This window comes from Mucilaginibacter galii (assembly GCF_014635825.1).
In the GTDB taxonomy this organism is placed as follows: Bacteria; Bacteroidota; Bacteroidia; order Sphingobacteriales; family Sphingobacteriaceae; genus Mucilaginibacter; species Mucilaginibacter galii.
The window spans coordinates 1,136,074-1,156,733 of record NZ_BMDO01000001.1; the positions used below are offsets into that span (position 1 = coordinate 1,136,074).

The window sequence follows — 20,660 nt, forward strand, 5'->3', positions numbered from 1 at the left end:
ACAATTAAAGATAAAAAGCTGATTTCCAAACCCGAGCTTAACTTTATTCGGCGCCGCCACGGAACATCGAATATTCAAAAAAAAAGCGGATTAAAAAATAAAATTTGAAGTTTGTACACGTTATTTTTTATGCTATACCACAATTTTCTTATTAATATAACTATACTAATTTTAAAAGAATATCGCTTAATGCATCGTAGAAAACTATCAATTTCCGGCGGTGCAAATATAAGCTAAACATTGGCTTTGCATCCACTTACATCAAGACTTAAGCCATATTCCCGTTTTAACCAATATCCATAAGCTAAACAATTGAAACTGCGTAAAATAATATTTTACCATTCAAACGCACTAACTAAAAGTTAAAACGCAGTGTACACCGTCTGTACTTTACTGTACATAACATTGCACATTTATTTGGCATGTAGCGTTCTTGTTACAGTTGAGGTGGGTTAAAATAATTCTTCCAGATCTTTCCTGATCATGCTGGCTGCAGTATCATAAGGATTGTTTTCCATCTGGCTGAGGTGGGTAAGCAAAGCGCGGCTAAAATCCAGCCCTGAAGCGTTTTCGGGCAGGCTGCGCAATGTGCTGTTGAGCAGGTTTACGGTATCGTCTTTTAAGCGGCGAATAACGGCCCAGGCCCGGCTGCTCACATAAACCTGTTGCGTAATATTGTGCTGATATTCTCCATTAACTTCCTGAACGGCTTGGTGGTGCAAATCGGCAGCAGAAAAACCTGCACCGTTTAAACGCACCAGCAGGCTTGACGGATTAATACGTTCAATAAATAAAACCACTCGCTCATAAGCTTGCAAGCGCAGCGGCAAAGTTTGATTATCGGCGGATCTTTTAAGTTCCAATATCTGCAAACGTTCGTTCTTATCCATGTAAGGTTTAAACAGGTAGAACGCTACCCAAACCACGCCAATACCAGCAACGGTAAATTTTAAAATATCGATCAGTATATTGTAAAGAACCATACAGTTTTTTTATGTTACAACACCGTCATAAATAATGAGGCTGCTGCAAAAATCTGCATTTTAACTTATATTTGTCTTAGCTAAATTAAAAATAACATGAGCACAGCGGTTGATACTGCACCTGCACCGGTAACTTTTACCGAAGGTGCTGCAAGAGAACTTATAAAATTGAAAGATCAGCAAGAACTGAGCGATGACTTTGGCCTGCGCGTTGGCGTTGAAGGTGGTGGCTGTTCGGGAATGAGCTATGTGCTGGGTTTTGACCAGATGAAAGAAGGCGACAAGATATTCATGATCGATGGCATTAAGGTATATATGCACAAGGCACATGGCATGTACCTGGCCGGCATGCAAATAGATTTTCAAGACGGCTTAAACTCTCGTGGATTTGTATTTAACAATCCCAACGCTGCCAGTTCATGCGGCTGCGGTTCTTCCTTTTCCGTTTAATAATCTTAATACACATAAAAAAAGCAGCCTTGTAAAACCCAAGGCTGCTTTTTTTATGCAGGCTTTAAATACCTGCTTAACGATTCTTTTGAATCTATTTAATAATTAAATATACTTTTCCAACAAAGCGTTTGAATAAACGATCTAAATTAATTGCCCACTTCAAAGCAAAAACCTAAGACGTTAAACTAAACGAAGTTTTAAAAGCTTAGTAAGATTAGCGTATAAAATGCGATAAAACCTGGTCGTAGTAAGCTACTCCGAATAATAAAACCGCAGTAATAAGCATAGCTACTAAATACAAATTGTTATCATTATTCCTTGGCTCCACATTTTGCGGGCTAAGGTTACTTGGTGATATTGCTTTCATAGTAGATGTATTAAATTGTTAATCTTTATGATTAATTAATACAAATTACGTAATAAATATTGGCTTAATATACAATATTTTAATTATTGCAATTAATATAATTTATGTGCCAATTAAACCACGTTTGCGGGAGTTAGGATTACTTAAATTGAAAAATAAATAATATAACATCCTTCTCAAACATTTCCATTCCCTTTCAACCACAAATAAGTGCCTGATAATCTATTTATTGACAAATGTCAAATTTAATTTTATTCAATTAAGCGTACTTTGCTCCCGAACAAACAACAGCAATCAACGGCTTTAACTGAGCTTAACTTTTAAAATAACAGGAGTGTAATAATAAAGATGGAAATTGGAATTGACAGCTTTGCAGCAGCCTATGTAGAACAGGATGAGCACACTATTACCGGCAGTGCCGATGCCTTGGGCCGTTTGCTGGATAGAATAGAACTGGCCGATAAAGTTGGGCTGGACATATTCGGCATTGGCGAACATCACCGTAAGGAGTTTTTAGATTCGGCTCCGGCTGTTATTTTGGCTGCCGCAGCTGCACGTACCCAAAATATACGCTTAACAAGTGCGGTAACTGTGCTCAGCGCTATTGATCCGGTTCGTGCATTTCAAAACTTCGCTACTTTAGACCTCATTTCCAGGGGGCGCGCTGAGATGGTGGTTGGCCGTGGTTCGTTCACAGAAGCTTTCCCGCTGTTTGGCTTAAACCTGCAAAATTACGATGAGTTATTTACCGAAAAGCTTGACTTGTTACTAAGCATTCGAGATGAGGAAATCGTAACCTGGTCGGGCAAGTTTAGAGCCCCCCTGAATGCGCAGGCTATTTATCCACGCCCGTTACAGCCCAAACTACCGGTATGGTTAGGCGTAGGCGGCACGCCCGAATCATTTGTAAGGGCAGGTACGCTGGGCTTACCATTAATGGTGGCCATTATTGGCGGACAAACACACCGGTTCCGCCAGTTGGTTGATTTATACCGCGAAGCCGGAAAACGTGCCGGGCACTTACCCGGACAGTTAAAGGTTGGCTTACACTCCTTAGGCTATGTAGGCAATACCACCGAAGAAGCTGTAGAAGAATTCTATCCCGGCTATGCCGAAACCTTTACCAAAATAGGTCGCGAACGTGGCTGGCCGCCGGTTACACGTCAGCAGTTTGACGCACAGGCTAGTCCGTTAGGTGCGTTATTAGTTGGCGGACCCGAAGACGTTGCTGAAAAGATCTTGCGTCACAGCGAAGCATTGGGTGGTATAGATCGTGTTACCTTTCAAATGGACAATGCCAAACTATCACACGAAAAGTTGATGAATGCTATCACCCTACTGGGCACCCAGGTAGCGCCGCTTTTAAGGAAACAAAGATTAATATAAAGCATACTATTGCCGTACTCAATTTATGGTAATAGCTGCTTTTACCAGGTAAGGCAGTATTTCTTTTTGAAACGATACGAAATTTTTGCGCACATCGCTGTCGCTCACCGAGGTAAACGCAAAGCTAAATACAATGTTTTTGCTGCACTTGATCAGGAACCTGATGCGTTGCTGGTAGCTTTCATGTTTGCGGATACCACTTAAAGTGGTAAATGAACTAACCAACAAATCTTCTAACTCATTAGATAGATTACGCAGAAACTCTTGCGAGTTGGTAGATTCACGGATAAAATCCCAGCCGATGAACTCATTACACACGGTATAAGATAAGCGACAGGTTTTCATGATGAGGTTACTCAGATGCGCTTCCTCATCCAGGTCGGGCGTATCAGTGTGGATCAATTCATCTACGCTAACCTGTATATAATCCATTAACAAAGAGTGTAAAATAGCCTCCTTGCTGTCAAAGTATTTATAGATAGTAGCTTTGGCTATCTTGGTTTTTTTGGCAATCTCGTTAACACTGGTTTTATGGTAACCGAATTTGCGAAACAACTCCTGCGACGAGCGTTTAATGCTTTCTCTTATTTTATCGGCTTCCATGTATCAATTAGATACAAATATGTTAAAATTATTAACATATACACTATATGGCTTCAATGAGCGCGTAGCAGGCGCTTTGACCGGCGATCCATCGCTTAATAAGAACTTAGCCGCGCTACAGGGATCCGTAGCGGTTAAACCGGTATCATCAATAGTAACAGCGCAGCGTTTTTCTGGCTGGTAACTGCTGCAACGGTCAAATGCTACATACGATGATGCGCCTGACCGGTAAATAATTAATCCTGCAACGCCGTAACCGCTAATAATAACCGAGCCGCCCACGCTGTTTAGCTTAATTAATTTAGGGTCGGCAAGCGGAGCCTGAAAATTCACGCTCACGCTGGGTACATAACTGTTATCGCCTTTTCCGCAGCCTAAACCAACCAACACCAGCAAAAGGCAATACCATTTATTCATGCTTATACAATATCGGTTTTAAACTGCTTGAGGAAGCGCACGTCGTTTTCCGAGAACAAACGCAGATCGCGTATCACATATTTTAAGTTAGTAATACGCTCAATACCCATCCCAAAGGCAAAGCCTGTATATTTCTTACTATCTATACCGCAATTCTCCAATACATTAGGATCAACCATACCACAGCCTAATATTTCTACATAACCGCTGTATTTACACATATTACAGCCGGCGCCTTTGCAAATGGTACAAGAGATATCCATTTCGGCCGATGGCTCGGTGAATGGGAAGTAAGACGGGCGGAAACGTACTTTAGTACCCTCGCCGTACAGTTCCTGCACGAAGTGATACAAGGTTTGTTTCAAATCGGCAAATGATACGTTCTCATCAACATATAATCCTTCTACCTGGTGAAAAAAGCAATGTGCACGGGCCGATATAGCCTCATTACGGTAAACACGACCCGGCATAATAGCCCGGAACGGCGGCTTGCCACTTTCCATCATGCGTACCTGTACCGATGACGTATGTGTACGTAATGCAATGCTATCTTTTCCGCCATCTTTGGTAATAAAGAAAGTATCCTGCATATCGCGCGCAGGGTGTTCTTCCGGAAAATTTAAGGCCGAGAAGTTATGCCAGTCGTCTTCAATTTCTGGTCCCTCAGCCACCACAAATCCCAAACGTTTAAAAATATCAATGATCTCGTTACGTACCAGCGACAATGGATGGCGCGAGCCTACGGCAAAACCTTCGCCCGGCAGGGTTAGGTCTTGTTGGGCTGTAGCAGTGGTAATTTGTGCATCAAAGTGCTCCTTCAATAGCTGGTATTTACCTTCGGCCAGTTGTTTAAACTGGTTAAGCACTTTGCCTAAAGTGCGTTTCTCCTCGGGCGTAGTGCTCTTAAATTGCTCGAACAGGTCTTTTACAAGTCCTTTAGTACCTAAAAACTTTATACGGAAAGTTTCCAGTTCATCGGCATTGGCCGGGTTAAAAGCTTCTACTTCGGTAGTATATTGATCTATTTGCTCCTGCATAATGCGGGGTTATAATGTTTGTAAAAATTGTTCGGCGGTTAATACCGGAATATCAGCGTGTTTATAGTCTTTTGTGTTGCGGGTAATAATATAATCGCAATTGTGCTTCTGCGCTACATGGATTTGTATGCTATCTTCGAAATCATTACCTGAACTATTAATAGCTGCTTGAATATCTTCATTACCTACGGGTAAAATGCTGATAAAATGAGTAAGCAATTCTATTTGCTTCTTAGCAATGCTTTTATCTCTTAAAGATTTATTTAAAAAGTAGTGCACATTAGCAATAACCAATGCTGAAGTATATAAAGAATATTCGCCCTGATTTGATGAATTAAGTAATGTTTGACTAAATTGGTAGAAAGGTTGACGTTCGAGAAATAAGTCTAATATAACATCACTGTCAACAAACGAACGCTTAGAGGCCATGCTTCTCCTTCAAATACTCATATTTCATATTATCAACATCCTCGTCTGTATAATCCCCCTTAATAATACCGGTTAAAGCTAATATCTCAGGGGAAATTTCCCTGTTTTTCAAGTCAAACTTCTTTTCTTCTATATCAGGTATATTATTTTGACTTACTATATCTCTTAAATGATTTTCCAATAAGACATTCAAATTTAGTTGTTGCTTTGCAACGTACTCTTTTATCTTCTCAGCAGTATCCTTCTCTAAGTTTAAAGTAATCTGAATTGCTGTCATAACGTAACTCCTTTACACAAATATAATTAAATTAAGCCTTTATTTAATTACCCCTAACTCCTTACCTACTTTAATAAATGCCGTAATAGCCTTATCCAAATGGTGTTGCTCATGAGCGGCAGATATTTGCACACGAATGCGCGCTTTACCTTGTGGTACCACCGGGTAGTAAAAGCCAATTACATAAATACCTTCTTCTAACATGCGGGCAGCAAACTGCTGCGACAGTTTTGCGTCGTACAGCATTACGGGCACAATAGGATGTACGCCCGGTTTGATGTCGAAGCCCGCTTCGGTCATTTTTTCGCGAAAGTATAGGGTGTTGCTTTCCAACTTATCGCGTAAAGTGGTAGCCTCGCTTAACATATCTAACACAGCTATAGATGCTCCGACTATAGAAGGAGCCAGCGTATTAGAGAACAGGTAAGGGCGTGATCGCTGACGTAGAATATCTACAATTTCTTGACGGGCTGCTGTAAAACCACCTGAGGCACCGCCCAAAGCTTTGCCTAAAGTACCGGTTATGATATCAACCCTGCCCATTACATTATGGTGCTCATGTGTACCACGGCCGGTTTTGCCTAAAAAGCCCGAGCAGTGGCATTCATCTATCATGACCAGGGCATTGTATTTGTCGGCCAGGTCGCAAATCTTATCTAACTGTGCAATGGTGCCGTCCATAGAAAAAGCACCGTCGGTCACAATAATACGGTGACGCAATTCTTGCGTAGCTTTAAGCTTTCCTTCCAAATCGGCCATATCATCGTGCTTATAACGGTGACGCTGTGCTTTGCACAGGCGTATGCCATCAATAATAGATGCATGGTTCAACTCGTCTGATATAATAGCGTCCTGCTCGTTAAAAAGCGGCTCAAATACACCCCCGTTGGCATCAAAAGCTGCGGCGTAAAGTATGGTATCTTCGGTACCCAAAAACTCCGAAAGCTTTTTCTCCAATTCTTTGTGAATGTCCTGCGTTCCACAAATAAAGCGAACCGATGATAAGCCGTAACCGTGTGCATCAATTGCTGCCTTGGCCGCCTCAATTACTTGCGGATGCGACGACAAGCCCAGGTAGTTGTTGGCACAAAAGTTCACAACTTCCTGTCCGCCCAAAACTTCAATATCCGCTCCTTGCGGAGAAATGATCACGCGTTCTTTCTTATATAGGCCGGCGCTTTCAATGTCAGCTAACTCTTGCTGTAAAACCGGTTTTAAGGTATTATACATGGCTTATTGTTTAGAGTGCAAAAGTAAGCATTATCAAACATTAAGCCCTCATGAAGTCATAGCTAAGAAATAATTGCTGTGTAAACAAACATTTTGGCTACTAATGCTATATACATATACATTCCCCATCATGAAAGCACGTTTACTATTCTTATTTTTTATTGCCGTTGCCGCGCAGGTATCTGCCCAAACTTATCGTTTATCAGGTAAAATTGTCGACGAAAAGAATGTTCCGGTATCATTTGCGTCCATTTATATACGTAATACCACCTATGGTACTACAGCAAATGAAGAGGGCGAATACGAGTTTAAATTACAGGCCGGCACCTACACGGTGGTATACCGCTACGTGGGCTATTTGGAGCACACTGAAAAGATAACCCTAACAAGTAGTAACCAAGAGCGTAACATTACGCTGATGAATGAACCCTTTGTATTACAGGGTGAAGCAGGTACCGGTAACGAAACCGACCCGGCTGTGGATATTATGAAAAAGGTTATTGGCAAACGCGAGTATTACCTTAACCAAGTGAACGAGTACTCTTGCGCTGTATTTGTGAAAGGCGTACAGCGGTTGGTAAGTGCACCAAAATCGCTCATGAATAAGAACGTGGCCCGTGCCTTACAACTGGATGCCAGCGGAAAGGGAATACTTTATCAGTCAGAATCTATCTCTGAGTATAACTATAAGAGTCCGGATCATATTAAAGAGGTTATGATCGCTTCTAAAACTGCGGGACAAAACACGGCCTTTAGCTACAATAAGGCATCGGATTTGCAGATCAACTTTTACCAAAACAATTTTGAAATTCAGGGACTAAGCGCGCGTGCATTTGTATCGCCTTTTGCCGAAAATGCCAACTCCTTTTATAATTATAAATTAATAGGCCGTTCTGTAAAAAGCGGACGCCAGATAGATAAGATACAGGTAATTCCTAAACGTAGTAACGAGGCCGTATACCAGGGTAATGTTTATGTAGTTGAGGGCGACTGGCGCATTTACGGGGTTGACCTATATCTTACTAATAAGGATGCGAATATTAACCTTGTAGATACCCTGAATATTAGCCAGCAGTACATCCCTATAACTGACAGCGTTTGGCTACCCACTTCATCATTATTTAATTTTGGTGGCGATGTGCTTGGCTTTAAATTTAAAGGTTATTACCTGGCCGTTTACAACAATTACAATTTAAACCCGGGCTTTAAAAAAGGCTATTTTGATGGCGAAGTAATGCGCATAGATACGCAGGCCAACGCTAAAAACATGCGTTACTGGAACAGTAACCGCCCCGTACCTTTAACTAATGTTGAGGAGGCAGATTACATTAAAAAGGATAGTTTAGCCAAAATACAAAACACCCCACGCTATCTTGATTCGCTTAACCGGGCGCAGAATGATTTTAACCCGGTGTCGCTTTCTTACCTCATCTTTGGTCACCAGTTTTACGACCGAAAAACACGGCAATCATTATACCTTAACCCTTTCCTGCAAACCGTATTTTACAACACAGTAGAAGGCTATGGTATTGATGCAAAAGTGCATTACATTAAGGGTTTTGATAACGGGCAGTCGTTCTCCGTTACACCTGAATTACGTTATGGCTTTGCGGCAAAAATGCTGAACGCCAACCTGGGTTTTACTTATAATTACGACCCTAAAACACAGTCGGTACTATCGGCCAGGTTTGGCAGCGATATCCTCGACCTGAACAATGCGGGCACCCGGTCGCTATTTTTCAACACATTGAGTACCCTGTTTTATGAAAATAACTACGTTAAGTTATACCGTACCCGCTTTGGTGTAGTTGCCTGGCAGCGCGAACTTGTTAACGGACTGTTGTTGAACACACAGGCTTCTTATGCAGAGCGTGAGCAATTGTATAACACCTCGTTCAATCATGCTTTTGATAACAAGGAAAAGACCTATACTGCTAATAATCCATTGGCAAACCCACCTACGGTTGAGTCACAGTTATTTCCAACTAATCAGGCTTTAACCATTAAAGCCTCACTTACCTATACTTTCCGCCAGCAATACATTACCCGCCCCGATGGTCGGTATATCGAACCATCAAAATATCCCAAAATACGCTTAAATTACCGTAAAGGAGTAAGCGGCATCTTAGGTTCGGATGTGAATTATGACTTTACTTCACTCGATGTTTTTGATGACCATATGCAGGTTGGCCTGGCTGGATTCTCTGCTTTTAAAATTACGGCCGGTACTTTCCTTAACCATCGCAGCCTCTACTTTATGGATTATAACCATTTTTTTGGTAACCAGGGAACGGTATTTAATCCAACTATCGGCAGCTTTCACTTCCTGCCTTTTTATGCTTACAGCACCGACAGGTCTTTCCTTGAGGCACACTACGAGCATAACTTTGCCGGTAACTTCCTGAGCAAAATACCATTCATCCGTAAACTGAAATTAGAAGAAGTTGTGGGTGCCAACTACCTTACCCAAGCGCAGCACAGCACCTATTCGGGCGTAGGCAACAACACGCTTATTCAGCCGGTTAAGGGTAACTATTCTGAATTCTATATAGGGGTACAACGCTTTATTTTCAGGGTAGATTACGGTATATCTTTCGATGGTGGCCACAAGGCTATACAAGGCTTCAGGATATTTTACGGCTTGAGATAAGAATGATGTGCAAATGAGTAGATGTGCAAATGACCAAAATAACCTTCGATTAAAGCAATCTCTTCATTTGCACATCCTCATATCTGCTTATTTGCACATCATTTTTCAAAGCCTTATCTTTGCCACTCATTAAACGCTGTTTGAAGCAGTATCAATGTTTTTATGGCAAAGTATAACACCCTACTGTATTATTGTTATTCAACAATAACCGATGCGGAGCAATTTGCGGCCGACCATCTAAAATTTTGTAAAAGCTTAGGTTTAACCGGCCGTATCATTGTAGCCGAAGAAGGCTTGAACGGTACCGTATCTGGCACAGCAGAATCCTGTAAAACCTACATGGAAACGGTGCATGCCGATGAGCGGTTTGCCCATACCGATTTCAAAATTGACGAGGTAGACGAACCATCTTTTGTAAAGATTCACTGCCGCTACAAATCTGAAATTGTACACTCGGGCCTGCGCGATCCTAACCTCATAGACCCTAAAAAGCAAACCGGCAAGCACCTGGAGCCAGCCGAGTTTTTGGCTATGAAAGACCGCGATGATGTAGTGATTCTGGATGTGCGTTCTAACTATGAACACTCGGTTGGTAAGTTTAAAAATGCAGTAACGCTGGATATTGAAAACTTTCGCGATTTTCCATCGAAGATTAACGAGCTGGCCAAGTTTAAAGATAAAAAGATACTTACCTATTGCACAGGCGGCATCAAGTGCGAAAAAGCATCGGCATTGCTCTTACACGAAGGATTTGAGAATGTATACCAGTTGCACGGTGGGATTATTAAATATGGTAAAGAAGCCGGCGGACAAGATTTTGAAGGTAAATGCTACGTGTTCGACAATCGTTTAACGGTTGATGTGAACCAGGTTAACCCGGTAGTAATATCTACCTGCCGCAACTGTGGCAAGCACACCGATAAAATGATCAACTGCGCCAACCCTGAGTGCAACGAACACTTTACGCAATGCGATGAATGCGGCACTCAACTGGAAGGCGCCTGCTCAACCGAATGCCAAAGCCATCCACGCAAGCGTGTTTATGACGGTACCGGCTATTATGTAAAAGTGCCTCAACCGGTTAATATTACGAAGAAAAGTAAACTGCAGGTTGCAGAATAACGGCATATAGCTACGACATTACTTTAAAGCAATTAATTGTAAAAGTCTATAAATAACAAAAGCGCCGAATGGCGCTTTTGTTATTTATAGGTATAGGGCTATTTTAAAGTATAGTAGACAGGTCAAGCTTCAGAAGTCTTCAGACTACTGAATTACATTTTTAACTTGCGATACGTATCTTCTAAACAACAAAAATTGCACACTTGTAAATGCGATATAGATTATAGGAGGCATTATCCAATCTATAAATAAGGGGAGTTCTATTGTCCAGTTACTTGATGCCACGGTATCAATGATGATGTAGACTGTTAATGAAAAAGGAATGAGCAGAAAAGTTAACAGGGATAAAAACAGGCTATTTACAATGCGCTGATTTAGATTTAAAAAAATGGTTAAACCACAAAAAAGCATTAAAAAGAAAAACAACTGGGACCAAACTACTTTCAGTATAGCTACCCCAACTGTCAATAACGCGAAAAAGAAGTTTTGCTCATTAGGTATAGCTTTTACAATAAAATACCTATAGATCAACATTCCGGCTACGCATAGCACGGCATTGACGATCCATATTCTGAACAACTTTTTCGAAGCGACCTTTACCATATCAGGCTAAAGATAGCTTTTAACAACGGAAGAAACTTATTGATAACCAGAAACACAACAGCACTGTTCGCAGTCTTTAACTTCGAACACGTATGCCGGTAGTCTTCAGACTACCCGGGAACCAAAAAGGCCCCGTTTACACGAAGCCTCCTCTTAATATCTACAAAAGCAATTTTTAAAACAACTGCTCAATAATCTGATCGGCAGATAACCCTTCGGCTTCGGCATGGTAGCTGCGAACAATGCGGTGCCTTAAAATAGGTTTGGCTACGGCCTGCACGTCTTCAATATCGGGCGAATACTTGCCACTGATAACGGCATGGCATTTAGCGCCCAGCACTAGGTATTGCGAAGCCCGCGGACCAGCGCCCCAGTTTAACAAACGCTTTACTTGCGGGGTAGCCAACTCTCCCTGCGGACGGGTTTTAGACACCATACGCACCGCATATTCGAGCACATGATCGCTCACGGGGATGTTACGCACCAACTGCTGAAACTCCACAATTTCGGCAGCTGTAATTATTTTATTTAACTGTACATTATTCGTACTCGTCGTATTCTTTACCACCTGTAACTCCTCGGCAAATGATGGATAGCTTAACGTTACGTTGAACATAAAGCGGTCAAGCTGTGCCTCGGGCAGAGGATAGGTTCCCTCCTGCTCTATGGGGTTTTGGGTAGCCAGTACAAAAAAGGGTTTGTCCAACTGGTGTGTAACACCGGCCGCAGTAACGGCTTTTTCCTGCATAGCTTCTAACAGCGCAGCTTGGGTTTTGGGCGGCGTACGATTAATTTCATCGGCCAAAATAATGTTGGAGAAAATGGGTCCTTTAATAAATTTAAAGTGGCGGTCTTCTCCCAAAATTTCGGCACCTATAATGTCCGAGGGCATTAAGTCGGGGGTAAACTGTACCCTGTTAAAGTTAAGGTCTAATACCCGTGCAATGGTTTGCACCAGCAGGGTTTTGGCCAGCCCCGGTACGCCTACCAGCAAGCAGTGCCCGTTGCTAAAAATAGAGATCAATACTGACTTTACCACTTCATCCTGGCCTACAATAACCTTGGCTATTTCAGCTTTAATGTTTTGGTAGGCCTGTTTTAGAGCATCAGCGGCCTCTACTTCCGAACGGTACGACGTCATAAACTATATTAAGGCTTAACTTGAGCAGTTTGCTGTGTGTTTATCCATGGCTTTAATTCGGCACATGTGGTAAATTCAGGGTCTAAACGCACAAAAGTGCTTTTCCTTTTCTTTTCAAACCATTCGCTTACCGTGCGGTTCACTTTATCGGCTTGGGCTACTTCTTTTAGCTTTGGTAAATCTTGCGCCAAATTGGCCTTATGTGCATCCGTTACCGAGCGCAGGTACAAGATCTTGTAAGTTTGTTTACCATCCTGAGCGGTAAATAACTGTGGTTTTGAAATACCATTCACTTTCATGGTATCAACAATTAAAGCCACCTGCGGGTCTAATTTGTTGGTAGGGATCAGCGTTGAACGCGATTGTACTTCTTCGGCATTCAGTATCATACCGCCATTATATTTGGTTTCTCTATCATCAGAGTAAACCGATGCAGCGGTAGAAAAATCAATTTGCTTGTTTTTGGTAATGAGGTCATAAACGCTATCGGCTTTAGCCTTAATACGTGTTAAACTACCCGGTGTAATTACCGGAATAACCAATACGTGACGGGCGTGAACCTGCTCACCACGGCGCTCTATTACCTGTAAAAAGTGAAAGCCAAACTCGGTTTCAAACACGGGAGAGATTTCGCCTGCTTTTAATTTAAACGCGGTTGCGGTAAACTCTTTAGCCATAGTACTACGGTCAAAAAAGCCTAAATCTCCCCCATCCATAGCCGAACCCGGATCTTGCGAATAGATCCGTGCGATGTTACCAAAATCTTCACCGTTCTTTACACGGGTACGTAAACCTTCGGCTTTGTCTTTGTAAAACTGCTTTTCGTCTTTATTCAGTTTCGGTTGAAAAACGATCTCTCCAACCTCTACCTCTTTGTTGTAAGATGGTAAGCTGTCTTTAGGGATATGGCTGTAAAAGCGCTGAACTTCCTGCGGGGTAACACTCACTTTTTCGGTGATCTTTCCCTGCATCTTTTCTGCAATCATTTGCTCCTTGATGTCGGGGCGTATCTCATCTTTATACTGGATGGTAGAACGACCCAAGAACTGCTCCAGGCGGTCTTGTCCGCCGGCACGTTGTATCATACCGCGCATACGGCGGTCAATATTAGCATCTACATCATCCTCGGTTACGGTAACACTATCAATTACCGCTTGCTGTGCCAGTAATTTTTGGGTTAACAAACGACTTAAAATAGCACACTTAATATCAGGATTAGCCGCACCGCCCTGTGCCAGGTAGTTGGCATACTGTAACTCTATATCCGATTTTAAAATAATGCTTCCGCCTACCACGCCCGCCACCTTATCTAAAGTGCTGCGTTGTGCCTGGGCAAAACCAAAAGTTAATAAACTACTAAAAAAAACAACTATAAACTTTCTCATGTACCATTTAATTGCGCACTGCCGTAAGTAAGCGCAGCGCCACTGAAATAAACCTCCGAATTTCGCAAAATTTCCCGACTTCGGCGGCATTAATATGTCATTATATACCTGTGGCATAATAATATGCGAATATGCCCATAAACCCTCACTTGCTTTAGCTAATTTTGTTAAAATTTGTTAAAGTGAAATTGGATACGCCGCTTAACCAGCTACAGTACTTTTTACCCGATGATCTGTTTTTGCTCCGGGCCGACCGCGACGCTTACCGCAATCCTATTGCGCAGCCATCAGAGCCGCTTGCCCCAATAGAAACACCCACAATAATTGATGAAACGCCTGTAATAACGTTTAAGTACTTAGGCGATAATCAAAAAAACTTTTTGGTGCTAACGCATTACACTGCCGATGAATTTATTGCCGAGGCACACTTAAACGCTTTAATAAGCACCGTTACCCGCATTAACTACTCACTGCAAGATCTGGCCATTGTAAACCTGGCTCATACCCAGGCAGCAAACTGGGAGCAGTTATCGCAATTTTTCAAGCCACAAAAGCTTTTAATTTTAGGCAGCAAAGCCTTGCCCTCAAATTTGCCGGCGCTTGTATTGAACGAAACCGACCAGGCCGATAACTGCCAGGCCCTTTACACCTTTGCCTTTGAGGAAATGATGGGTAATAAAGAAAACACCAAAGCCTTTTGGAACCAAATCAAAACTTTTTAACAATGCCCGCTACCTTAGTTTTTGCCACTAATAACCAACATAAGCTTGAAGAAGTAGCCGCTAAAACCGGCAATCAGCTGCAATTGCTCAGCCTTACCGATATTAATTGCACCGATGATATTGCCGAAACCGGTACTACCTTCCGTGAAAATGCCTCTATAAAAAGTCACTACATTTTTAACAAGTACAACCTCAATTGCTTTGGCGACGACAGCGGACTGGAAGTTGAAGCCCTGAACAATGAACCCGGCGTTTACTCGGCCCGTTATGCAGGCACTCATGGTAACCACGAGGCTAACATTAACAAAGTATTGCAAAACCTGCAAGGTCAAAGCAACCGTAAAGCAAGTTTTCGCACGGTAATCTCGCTGATGTGGAACGGTGAGGAACACTTTTTTGAAGGTACCGTCAATGGCACCATTCGTGAAGAAAAAGCCGGAACCGATGGCTTTGGCTACGACCCCATATTTGAGCCCGAAGGCTACAGCATTACCTTTGCCGAAATGACGATGGAAGAGAAGAATAGCATTAGCCACCGGGCTATAGCTATGGAAAAGCTGATCGCGTTTCTGAAGGAAAAGACGGTTTGATAAATGCCCGTTGAGGCGTCCACGCCTCAATGAATCCTGATGTAAGCGTCCACGCTTACGAACTAATATTACTACGTAAGCGTGGACGCTTACCTTAAAATGCGGCCAGGCGTGAACGCCTGACCGTGCGGAACGTACAGTATAAAAAATCAATACTGCCCATACGCTAAAAATAATCCACATGTCGCGCACTGCCTCTACTGATCAATTGTATTTCGTAACCCTTACCATTGTGGATTGGATAGACCTCTTTACCCGCCGTTTATACAGCGAATGTATCATAGAGAACCTTGCATATTGCCAACAGCATAAAAAGCTTAACATTTACGCTTATGTATTGATGACCAATCATCTGCATATGGTTGCCAATGTGGACGGAGGAACGTTAAGTGATGTATTGCGTGACTTTAAGACATTTTCTTCAAAACAGCTCTACCAACTTATTAGCACAAACGCGCAGGAAAGCCGCAAAGATTGGTTGCTAAAAGCTTTTGAGCGAGCTGGGAAACATAACCCGCAAAACAAACAACATCAACTTTGGCAAAACGGCAACTATCCGGTATTACTGTATACACCAAACGTGATTCAACAAAAGATAGATTATATTCATAACAACCCGATAAAAGCTGGTTTTGTAGGCTCGGCACACGAATATTGGTATAGTAGTGCTAATGAGGAAAGTCCGCTTATAGTTATAGCTTAACAACTCGTAAGCGTAGACGCTTACACCAAGATGTGATGAGGCGTGGACGCCTCATCATGCGCAGGCGTCGCCCATTGAGGCGTCCACGCCTCAATGTATTCTGGTGTAAGCGTCTACGCTTACGAAGACCTGCTTACCTCGGTGTTTTCTTCGTCAGCGTATCGGTGATCACCTTTTCACGTTCTAATTTAACAGGCACGGTACTGCCCGGTGGTTGCAGTATGGTTTTGTTTAGCGGTGGGCGGCTTAATCGTATTGAATCTGCTTTATTGGTGCCACCCGTTGAACTTGGTTGAATTACCCTGCGCAAAATAGAATCTGCCACGGTCACTTTCTTGCTTACAGAATCGACCGGAGCAGATTTTGTATCAGGAACAGTATTTTTACCTGAAGCCGGATTTTTGCCAGCTACCGGTTTACCTTTGGCGGGTGGTTTAGCGGCCTGCCGCGCTACGGCTTTAAACCTCGACGCCTGCGTAATAGCTTCTTTAGATACCGGGCGTTCCTTAGGTTTCCAGATGAATCCTTTTAATATCTTATCATCATCCTTGGCTTTTTCTAATGGGATAATACGATCTTCTATCTTAGTATACTTCGTAAGGTTACTGATCTTGTTATCTTTTAAATTCACCCGGAAACGGCTGGCAATAGAGCGCAGCATCTGCGTTACCTTACCACTATCGCGGTTAAAATAAATAGATTCGGCATTACCGTCTACAAACATGCGATACAGTTTACTATCAGCAAAAAAGCCCCGCATCTTTTTACCGGCCACCTGGTTAAAGTGTGTGGAGTCTGTCCCTTCAATATTTACCGTAAAGGCATTGGGGTAAAGATCCATATTATCCAGCTTTTTGTTCTTCAATTGCAGCATAATGGTATCGCCCGAGAGCTGCGAACCCTGTGTCCAAAAAATGGGATTGATGTAGCAGCGCATGGTAGAGTCGGCATAACTGTAGAACATAGAATCGGCCTTGGCCTGCAAATCCGATTTGAAGATCTTGGCATTATGGTGCGCACTCAAAATACGGATGCGGGCGGTATCCTGCAGTTCTACCTTACGGGTAAGGTAAACCGAATCGGGCTTTACCACTTTGGGCGGCGCTATAGGTGCTGCTTTGGCCGTTGTTTCCTTACCGGGTATCGCCTTTTCTGTCTTACCCTTTTCCGTACCCGCTTTAGCTAATGCAGCTTTAGTGGTATCGGTTTTTCCCTTGACGGGGGTTGTGGCAATGGCTTGCTTCTTCGTGGTATCGGGCAGTTTGGGTGCACCAAATAAGTCGGGATGCAAAAAGCTCATATCCATTTTAATACCCGCCGGGGGCATCAGGATCAAATTTTTAGCAGTTGATAGTTTTAAAGGCACTTTTTTGATAACCGGCTTAACAGAATCTTTTAAAGAAGTATCTCTGATACCGGCCAGCCGCATTTTTTCCTGCATTTCCTTCAATACCTTGTAGGTCACAATTTGCGTTTCCAGGGTATCGGCACCCCAATAAATAGTATCGCGTTTAATTTTAGGCGCTGGCTTGGCAGCTAAAGAATCCGCTATTGGTATGTCCGCAGTTTTGGCTGGCGTGCTTTGTTTAACAGGAATAGTATTAGGTACCGGCTTGCGGGCAGCCCTTGTTTTATCTGATTTAGATTTTAAAGGCGGTGCTTTAACCACCGTATCTTTCTTTGTGGTGTCGCGCTGTTCGGTTACCATAATTACGTAGGGGTTCTGCGTTACTACCGCCCGCTCATCTTTCCGGTAATACTCGCCCAAATCGCCTTTGATGGTTACTTTTTGCTCCTCATCGTCAAACGTCACATTTTTCACGGCACGACCATAACCCCTAATGCGGTCATAAAATAAGCTATCGCCTTTGAGCGATTTTGTTTTTTGCGAATACCTGTTTCTTTTCCCAAAAAAGGCTTGCTCGTTGACGGTATTATACCGGCCGTTTTCGGTATAAAGGGTATCCTTATCCTTGCCATAAATATTTGTAGGACCAAAAAAGTAAGCTATGCGTGTAGCCGAGCTGTATTTCAAGGTATCGGTTTTAATGGTGGCATCAACCGTGGTAAGCACTACATTGTATCTAAAAAAGGCATCCCGGCCCGGCGAGTTGGCAAAATAATATCCGTTTTGACTAACCAGTGTATTGTCTTTATTAACCAGCTTGCCCCCGCCGGTATAAGTGCCTATACGGAGGGCGGTATTATACGTTAAATAGTTGGTGGTAAGGGTGGCATCCCGATCAATCATCCTTACATTATCGGTTAGTAAGGCAACGTGCGAATTTCCGTTATAGTAAAGCTTGTCAGAATAAACATCAAGCGTGTCGCTCTGGCTAATGTGTACGTGACCAAAAGCATCGAAAGAATTTCGTGATTTGTAGAAGTAAGCACTATCGGCACGTAAAGTAGTGGTTTCCTGCCTGAATACGCCGTTATAAACTTTGAACACATCCTCACCGTTCGCATCTTTATTACCGCGCGAATAAGTAGAACTCACAATGGTAACAATAGATTTTGCAGGCCTGCGCACCGGTTTAACCTGCGCCACGGCAGCAACAGATAAAAGTAACAGGATGTAGGTAAAGAGATATTTTCTCACGCTGCAAAATTAGTTGTTTGGTTGCGGTTATTAAATTAATAATTTTGACCATGTTGCCGGTCGAACGTTTTACCGCCTTTATTAAGCAAAACCAGCTGTTTACGCCTCAAGAGCAGGTATTGGCAGCGGTGAGCGGTGGCATGGACTCGGTTTTAATGGTTCATTTGCTAAAAGCAGCCGGTTATAACTTTGCCATAGCGCATTGCAATTTTCAGTTGCGCAGCACCGAAGCCATTGCCGATCAGGAGTTTTGCCGCCAATTGGCCCAACAGTTGCAAGTACCTTTTTACACTACAGACTTTGATACTGCCGGCTTTGCCCGTGAGCAGAAAGTTTCCATACAAATGGCCGCCCGTGAGCTGCGCTACCGGTGGTTTAAGCAACTGAGCCAACAGCACCAATACACCGCCGTTGCGCTGGCACACCACCAAAACGACACAATTGAAACTATATTGTTAAACCTTACGCGCGGCACGGGTATTGCTGGTTTGCATGGCATATTATCTAAAAACAACCTATGGGTACGCCCGCTAATGTTTATAACAAGAGCTGAAATTGAAGGCTTAATTGTGCAGCACCAATTGGCTTATGTGGAGGATAGCTCTAACGCATCTACCAAATATGCTCGCAACAAACTCAGGCACGAGGTTGTTCCAAAACTTAAGGAACTTAACCCCAACCTGGAGCAAACCTTTGAGCGCAACCTCCATCATTTTCGCGAACTGGAGCTGCTGCTGCAACAGCAATTGGCAATGGTTAAAAAGGACCTTTGGGTTGTGCAGGACAACGAAGTGCACTTGCCTTTAGCAGGCCTGCGTAATCTTTACCCTCAACGTTTGCTTTTAGTGGGTTTATTGAAAGAGTATGGCTTTAATGAAACCAGTATTGACGGCCTCATCGCATCTTTAAATAAACACAGCGGGCGCGTTTTTGAATCGCTAACCCATACTTTACTGCTTGATCGGGATAAGTTAATCCTGAAACCCAAAGCGCCTAATAGCCCCGAGCCTGTACAGATCTATGAAACGGATGAGTTGGTAAACTTCGGCAACCATAAATTAAAAATAGTACCTACCAACGAGCTTAACCACGCGTATGCTAATGCTAACCAAGCCATTACCGATGCCGGTTTGTTAATATACCCCTTAATGCTGCGCACCTGGCAGCAGGGCGATTATTTTGTACCGCTGGGTATGAATACCCGCAAAAAACTGAGTGATTTTTTCATCAATCAAAAAATACAGCTTCACCAAAAAACGCAGATTCCGTTGCTGGTAAATGGCAACGGTGAAGTAATTTGGATTGCCGGATACCGCTTAAGCAACCGTTATAAATTGACACCGCAAACCAAAAAAGTTACTATCTTCGAACTATTAAAGCCATGACAGCTACCAAACCGGTTTTTATAGAAAAGCAGTACCTCGGCCGCGAGTGGATTCCCGTAACCATAAGGCTGGTGCTGGCTATGCTTTGCTTTGCCGTTTTCTTTTTTACCGATGATAATGAGCGCAATGCCGACCTGCTGGTAGTAGTGGGCTTTGCTATAGTGATCATCTCTATCATCCTGGGTTTTGTAGTACATTTTAGCACCCAGGTACAAAATCAAAGCATTATTTTAAATGGCTTATGGACCACTAAACTGGTTAAAATAGACCTGAACAGCATTGTTAAGGTAGAAAAAGGCACTTATAGCCGCTATTTATTCAACAACCCTGTTTATAATCTGCACAGCAAGGGCACCATTCGCTTTTATACCGCCGGTAACGATGCCATTCACCTTACCGACCGTGATGGGCTGGTTTACATTATAGGTTCGCAGCACTGCAACGAGTTGCTGAGGGCTATACAAAGCGAGACCCCTCCCAACCCTCCCCGAGGGGGAGGGCTTTAGAATCCTGTTTGCTCAATATGTTCAAAGTCCTCCTCTTTGGGGAGGGTTGGGAGGGGTAAATCTTAATAC

The 20,660-nt window shown here is 42.9% G+C and carries 20 protein-coding genes; 9 read left to right on the plus strand and 11 right to left on the minus strand.

What is annotated here, in order from left to right; genetic code table 11:
* Positions 1-452: 452 nt before the first annotated feature.
* Entirely contained in the window at positions 453-983 is a 531-nt protein-coding gene (locus IEV61_RS05010) for a DUF7935 family protein (RefSeq protein WP_188414324.1), read from the minus strand.
* Between the two features lie 96 nt (positions 984-1,079).
* Between IEV61_RS05010 and IEV61_RS05015 the strand changes: the two genes are divergently transcribed.
* Positions 1,080-1,433 carry a HesB/IscA family protein gene (locus IEV61_RS05015; RefSeq protein WP_188414325.1) on the plus strand — a complete coding sequence of 118 codons (354 nt, stop codon included), beginning with the start codon at positions 1,080-1,082 and terminating at the stop codon, positions 1,431-1,433.
* A 217-nt stretch (positions 1,434-1,650) separates the two neighbouring features.
* Here the strand turns inward: IEV61_RS05015 and IEV61_RS05020 are convergent, their stop codons facing one another.
* Entirely contained in the window at positions 1,651-1,803 is a 153-nt protein-coding gene (locus IEV61_RS05020) for a hypothetical protein (RefSeq protein WP_188414326.1), read from the minus strand.
* A 348-nt stretch (positions 1,804-2,151) separates the two neighbouring features.
* On the opposite strand from IEV61_RS05020, the gene IEV61_RS05025 reads away from it, so the two are divergent.
* Positions 2,152-3,189 carry an LLM class flavin-dependent oxidoreductase gene (locus IEV61_RS05025; protein ID WP_188414327.1) on the plus strand — a complete coding sequence of 346 codons (1,038 nt, stop codon included), beginning with the start codon at positions 2,152-2,154 and terminating at the stop codon, positions 3,187-3,189.
* Positions 3,190-3,207: 18 nt separating this feature from the next.
* Here IEV61_RS05025 and IEV61_RS05030 read toward each other — a convergent pair whose 3' ends face one another.
* Genes IEV61_RS05030 through kbl form a run of 6 tightly spaced genes read right to left on the minus strand, consistent with a single transcriptional unit; the run spans position 3,208 to position 7,182 of the window.
* The gene (locus tag IEV61_RS05030; RefSeq protein WP_188414328.1) at positions 3,208-3,792 is read right to left on the minus strand and encodes a TetR/AcrR family transcriptional regulator; all 585 of its coding nucleotides are present in this window, start codon (positions 3,790-3,792) and stop codon (positions 3,208-3,210) included.
* A gap of 3 nt (positions 3,793-3,795) precedes the next feature.
* A complete protein-coding gene (locus tag IEV61_RS05035; RefSeq protein ID WP_188414329.1) occupies positions 3,796-4,209 on the minus strand; it encodes a Rieske (2Fe-2S) protein in 414 nt (137 codons plus the stop codon).
* A 2-nt stretch (positions 4,210-4,211) separates the two neighbouring features.
* Positions 4,212-5,246 (minus strand): phenylalanine--tRNA ligase subunit alpha, encoded by a 1,035-nt coding sequence (gene pheS, locus IEV61_RS05040; RefSeq protein WP_188414330.1) that lies wholly within the window; start codon positions 5,244-5,246, stop codon positions 4,212-4,214.
* Positions 5,247-5,255: 9 nt separating this feature from the next.
* Entirely contained in the window at positions 5,256-5,675 is a 420-nt protein-coding gene (locus tag IEV61_RS05045) for a type II toxin-antitoxin system VapC family toxin (protein ID WP_188414331.1), read from the minus strand.
* Positions 5,665-5,952, minus strand: a complete 288-nt coding sequence (locus IEV61_RS05050) for a DUF6364 family protein (protein WP_188414333.1) — start codon at positions 5,950-5,952, stop codon at positions 5,665-5,667. The genes IEV61_RS05045 and IEV61_RS05050 overlap by 11 nt, the downstream gene beginning before the upstream one ends.
* A gap of 39 nt (positions 5,953-5,991) precedes the next feature.
* Positions 5,992-7,182 (minus strand): glycine C-acetyltransferase, encoded by a 1,191-nt coding sequence (gene kbl / locus IEV61_RS05055; RefSeq protein WP_188414334.1) that lies wholly within the window; start codon positions 7,180-7,182, stop codon positions 5,992-5,994.
* A 130-nt stretch (positions 7,183-7,312) separates the two neighbouring features.
* Between kbl and IEV61_RS05060 the strand changes: the two genes are divergently transcribed.
* Both IEV61_RS05060 and trhO read left to right on the plus strand, forming a co-directional pair.
* Positions 7,313-9,832, plus strand: coding sequence for a DUF5686 and carboxypeptidase regulatory-like domain-containing protein (locus tag IEV61_RS05060; protein WP_188414335.1), 2,520 nt, complete (start codon positions 7,313-7,315; stop codon positions 9,830-9,832).
* A gap of 162 nt (positions 9,833-9,994) precedes the next feature.
* A complete protein-coding gene (gene trhO / locus IEV61_RS05065) occupies positions 9,995-10,954 on the plus strand; it encodes an oxygen-dependent tRNA uridine(34) hydroxylase TrhO (RefSeq protein WP_188414336.1) in 960 nt (319 codons plus the stop codon).
* A 778-nt stretch (positions 10,955-11,732) separates the two neighbouring features.
* Here the strand turns inward: trhO and IEV61_RS05070 are convergent.
* Positions 11,733-12,698: an AAA family ATPase gene (locus tag IEV61_RS05070; RefSeq protein ID WP_188414337.1), complete on the minus strand. Its 966-nt coding sequence runs from the start codon at positions 12,696-12,698 to the stop codon at positions 11,733-11,735.
* Between the two features lie 8 nt (positions 12,699-12,706).
* A complete protein-coding gene (locus IEV61_RS05075) occupies positions 12,707-14,200 on the minus strand; it encodes a peptidylprolyl isomerase (RefSeq protein WP_308472317.1) in 1,494 nt (497 codons plus the stop codon).
* A 65-nt stretch (positions 14,201-14,265) separates the two neighbouring features.
* Here IEV61_RS05075 and IEV61_RS05080 point away from each other — a divergent pair, with 65 nt between their 5' ends.
* The 3 genes from IEV61_RS05080 (at position 14,266) to IEV61_RS05090 (ending at position 16,098) form a co-directional block, all read left to right on the plus strand.
* The gene (locus IEV61_RS05080) at positions 14,266-14,805 is read left to right on the plus strand and encodes a hypothetical protein (RefSeq protein ID WP_188414338.1); all 540 of its coding nucleotides are present in this window, start codon (positions 14,266-14,268) and stop codon (positions 14,803-14,805) included.
* 2 nt (positions 14,806-14,807) lie between these two features.
* Positions 14,808-15,395: a non-canonical purine NTP diphosphatase gene (locus tag IEV61_RS05085; RefSeq protein WP_188414339.1), complete on the plus strand. Its 588-nt coding sequence runs from the start codon at positions 14,808-14,810 to the stop codon at positions 15,393-15,395.
* A gap of 181 nt (positions 15,396-15,576) precedes the next feature.
* Entirely contained in the window at positions 15,577-16,098 is a 522-nt protein-coding gene (locus tag IEV61_RS05090) for an REP-associated tyrosine transposase (protein ID WP_188414341.1), read from the plus strand.
* Between the two features lie 133 nt (positions 16,099-16,231).
* On the opposite strand, the gene IEV61_RS05095 is transcribed toward IEV61_RS05090, so the two are convergent.
* Entirely contained in the window at positions 16,232-18,700 is a 2,469-nt protein-coding gene (locus IEV61_RS05095; protein ID WP_188414343.1) for an OstA-like protein, read from the minus strand.
* 50 nt (positions 18,701-18,750) lie between these two features.
* Between IEV61_RS05095 and tilS the strand changes: the two genes are divergently transcribed.
* Positions 18,751-20,085 (plus strand): tRNA lysidine(34) synthetase TilS, encoded by a 1,335-nt coding sequence (gene tilS, locus IEV61_RS05100; RefSeq protein WP_188414345.1) that lies wholly within the window; start codon positions 18,751-18,753, stop codon positions 20,083-20,085.
* Positions 20,082-20,591 (plus strand): hypothetical protein, encoded by a 510-nt coding sequence (locus IEV61_RS05105; RefSeq protein WP_188414347.1) that lies wholly within the window; start codon positions 20,082-20,084, stop codon positions 20,589-20,591. Before tilS ends, IEV61_RS05105 begins: the two co-directional genes overlap by 4 nt.
* Positions 20,592-20,660: the final 69 nt, after the last annotated feature.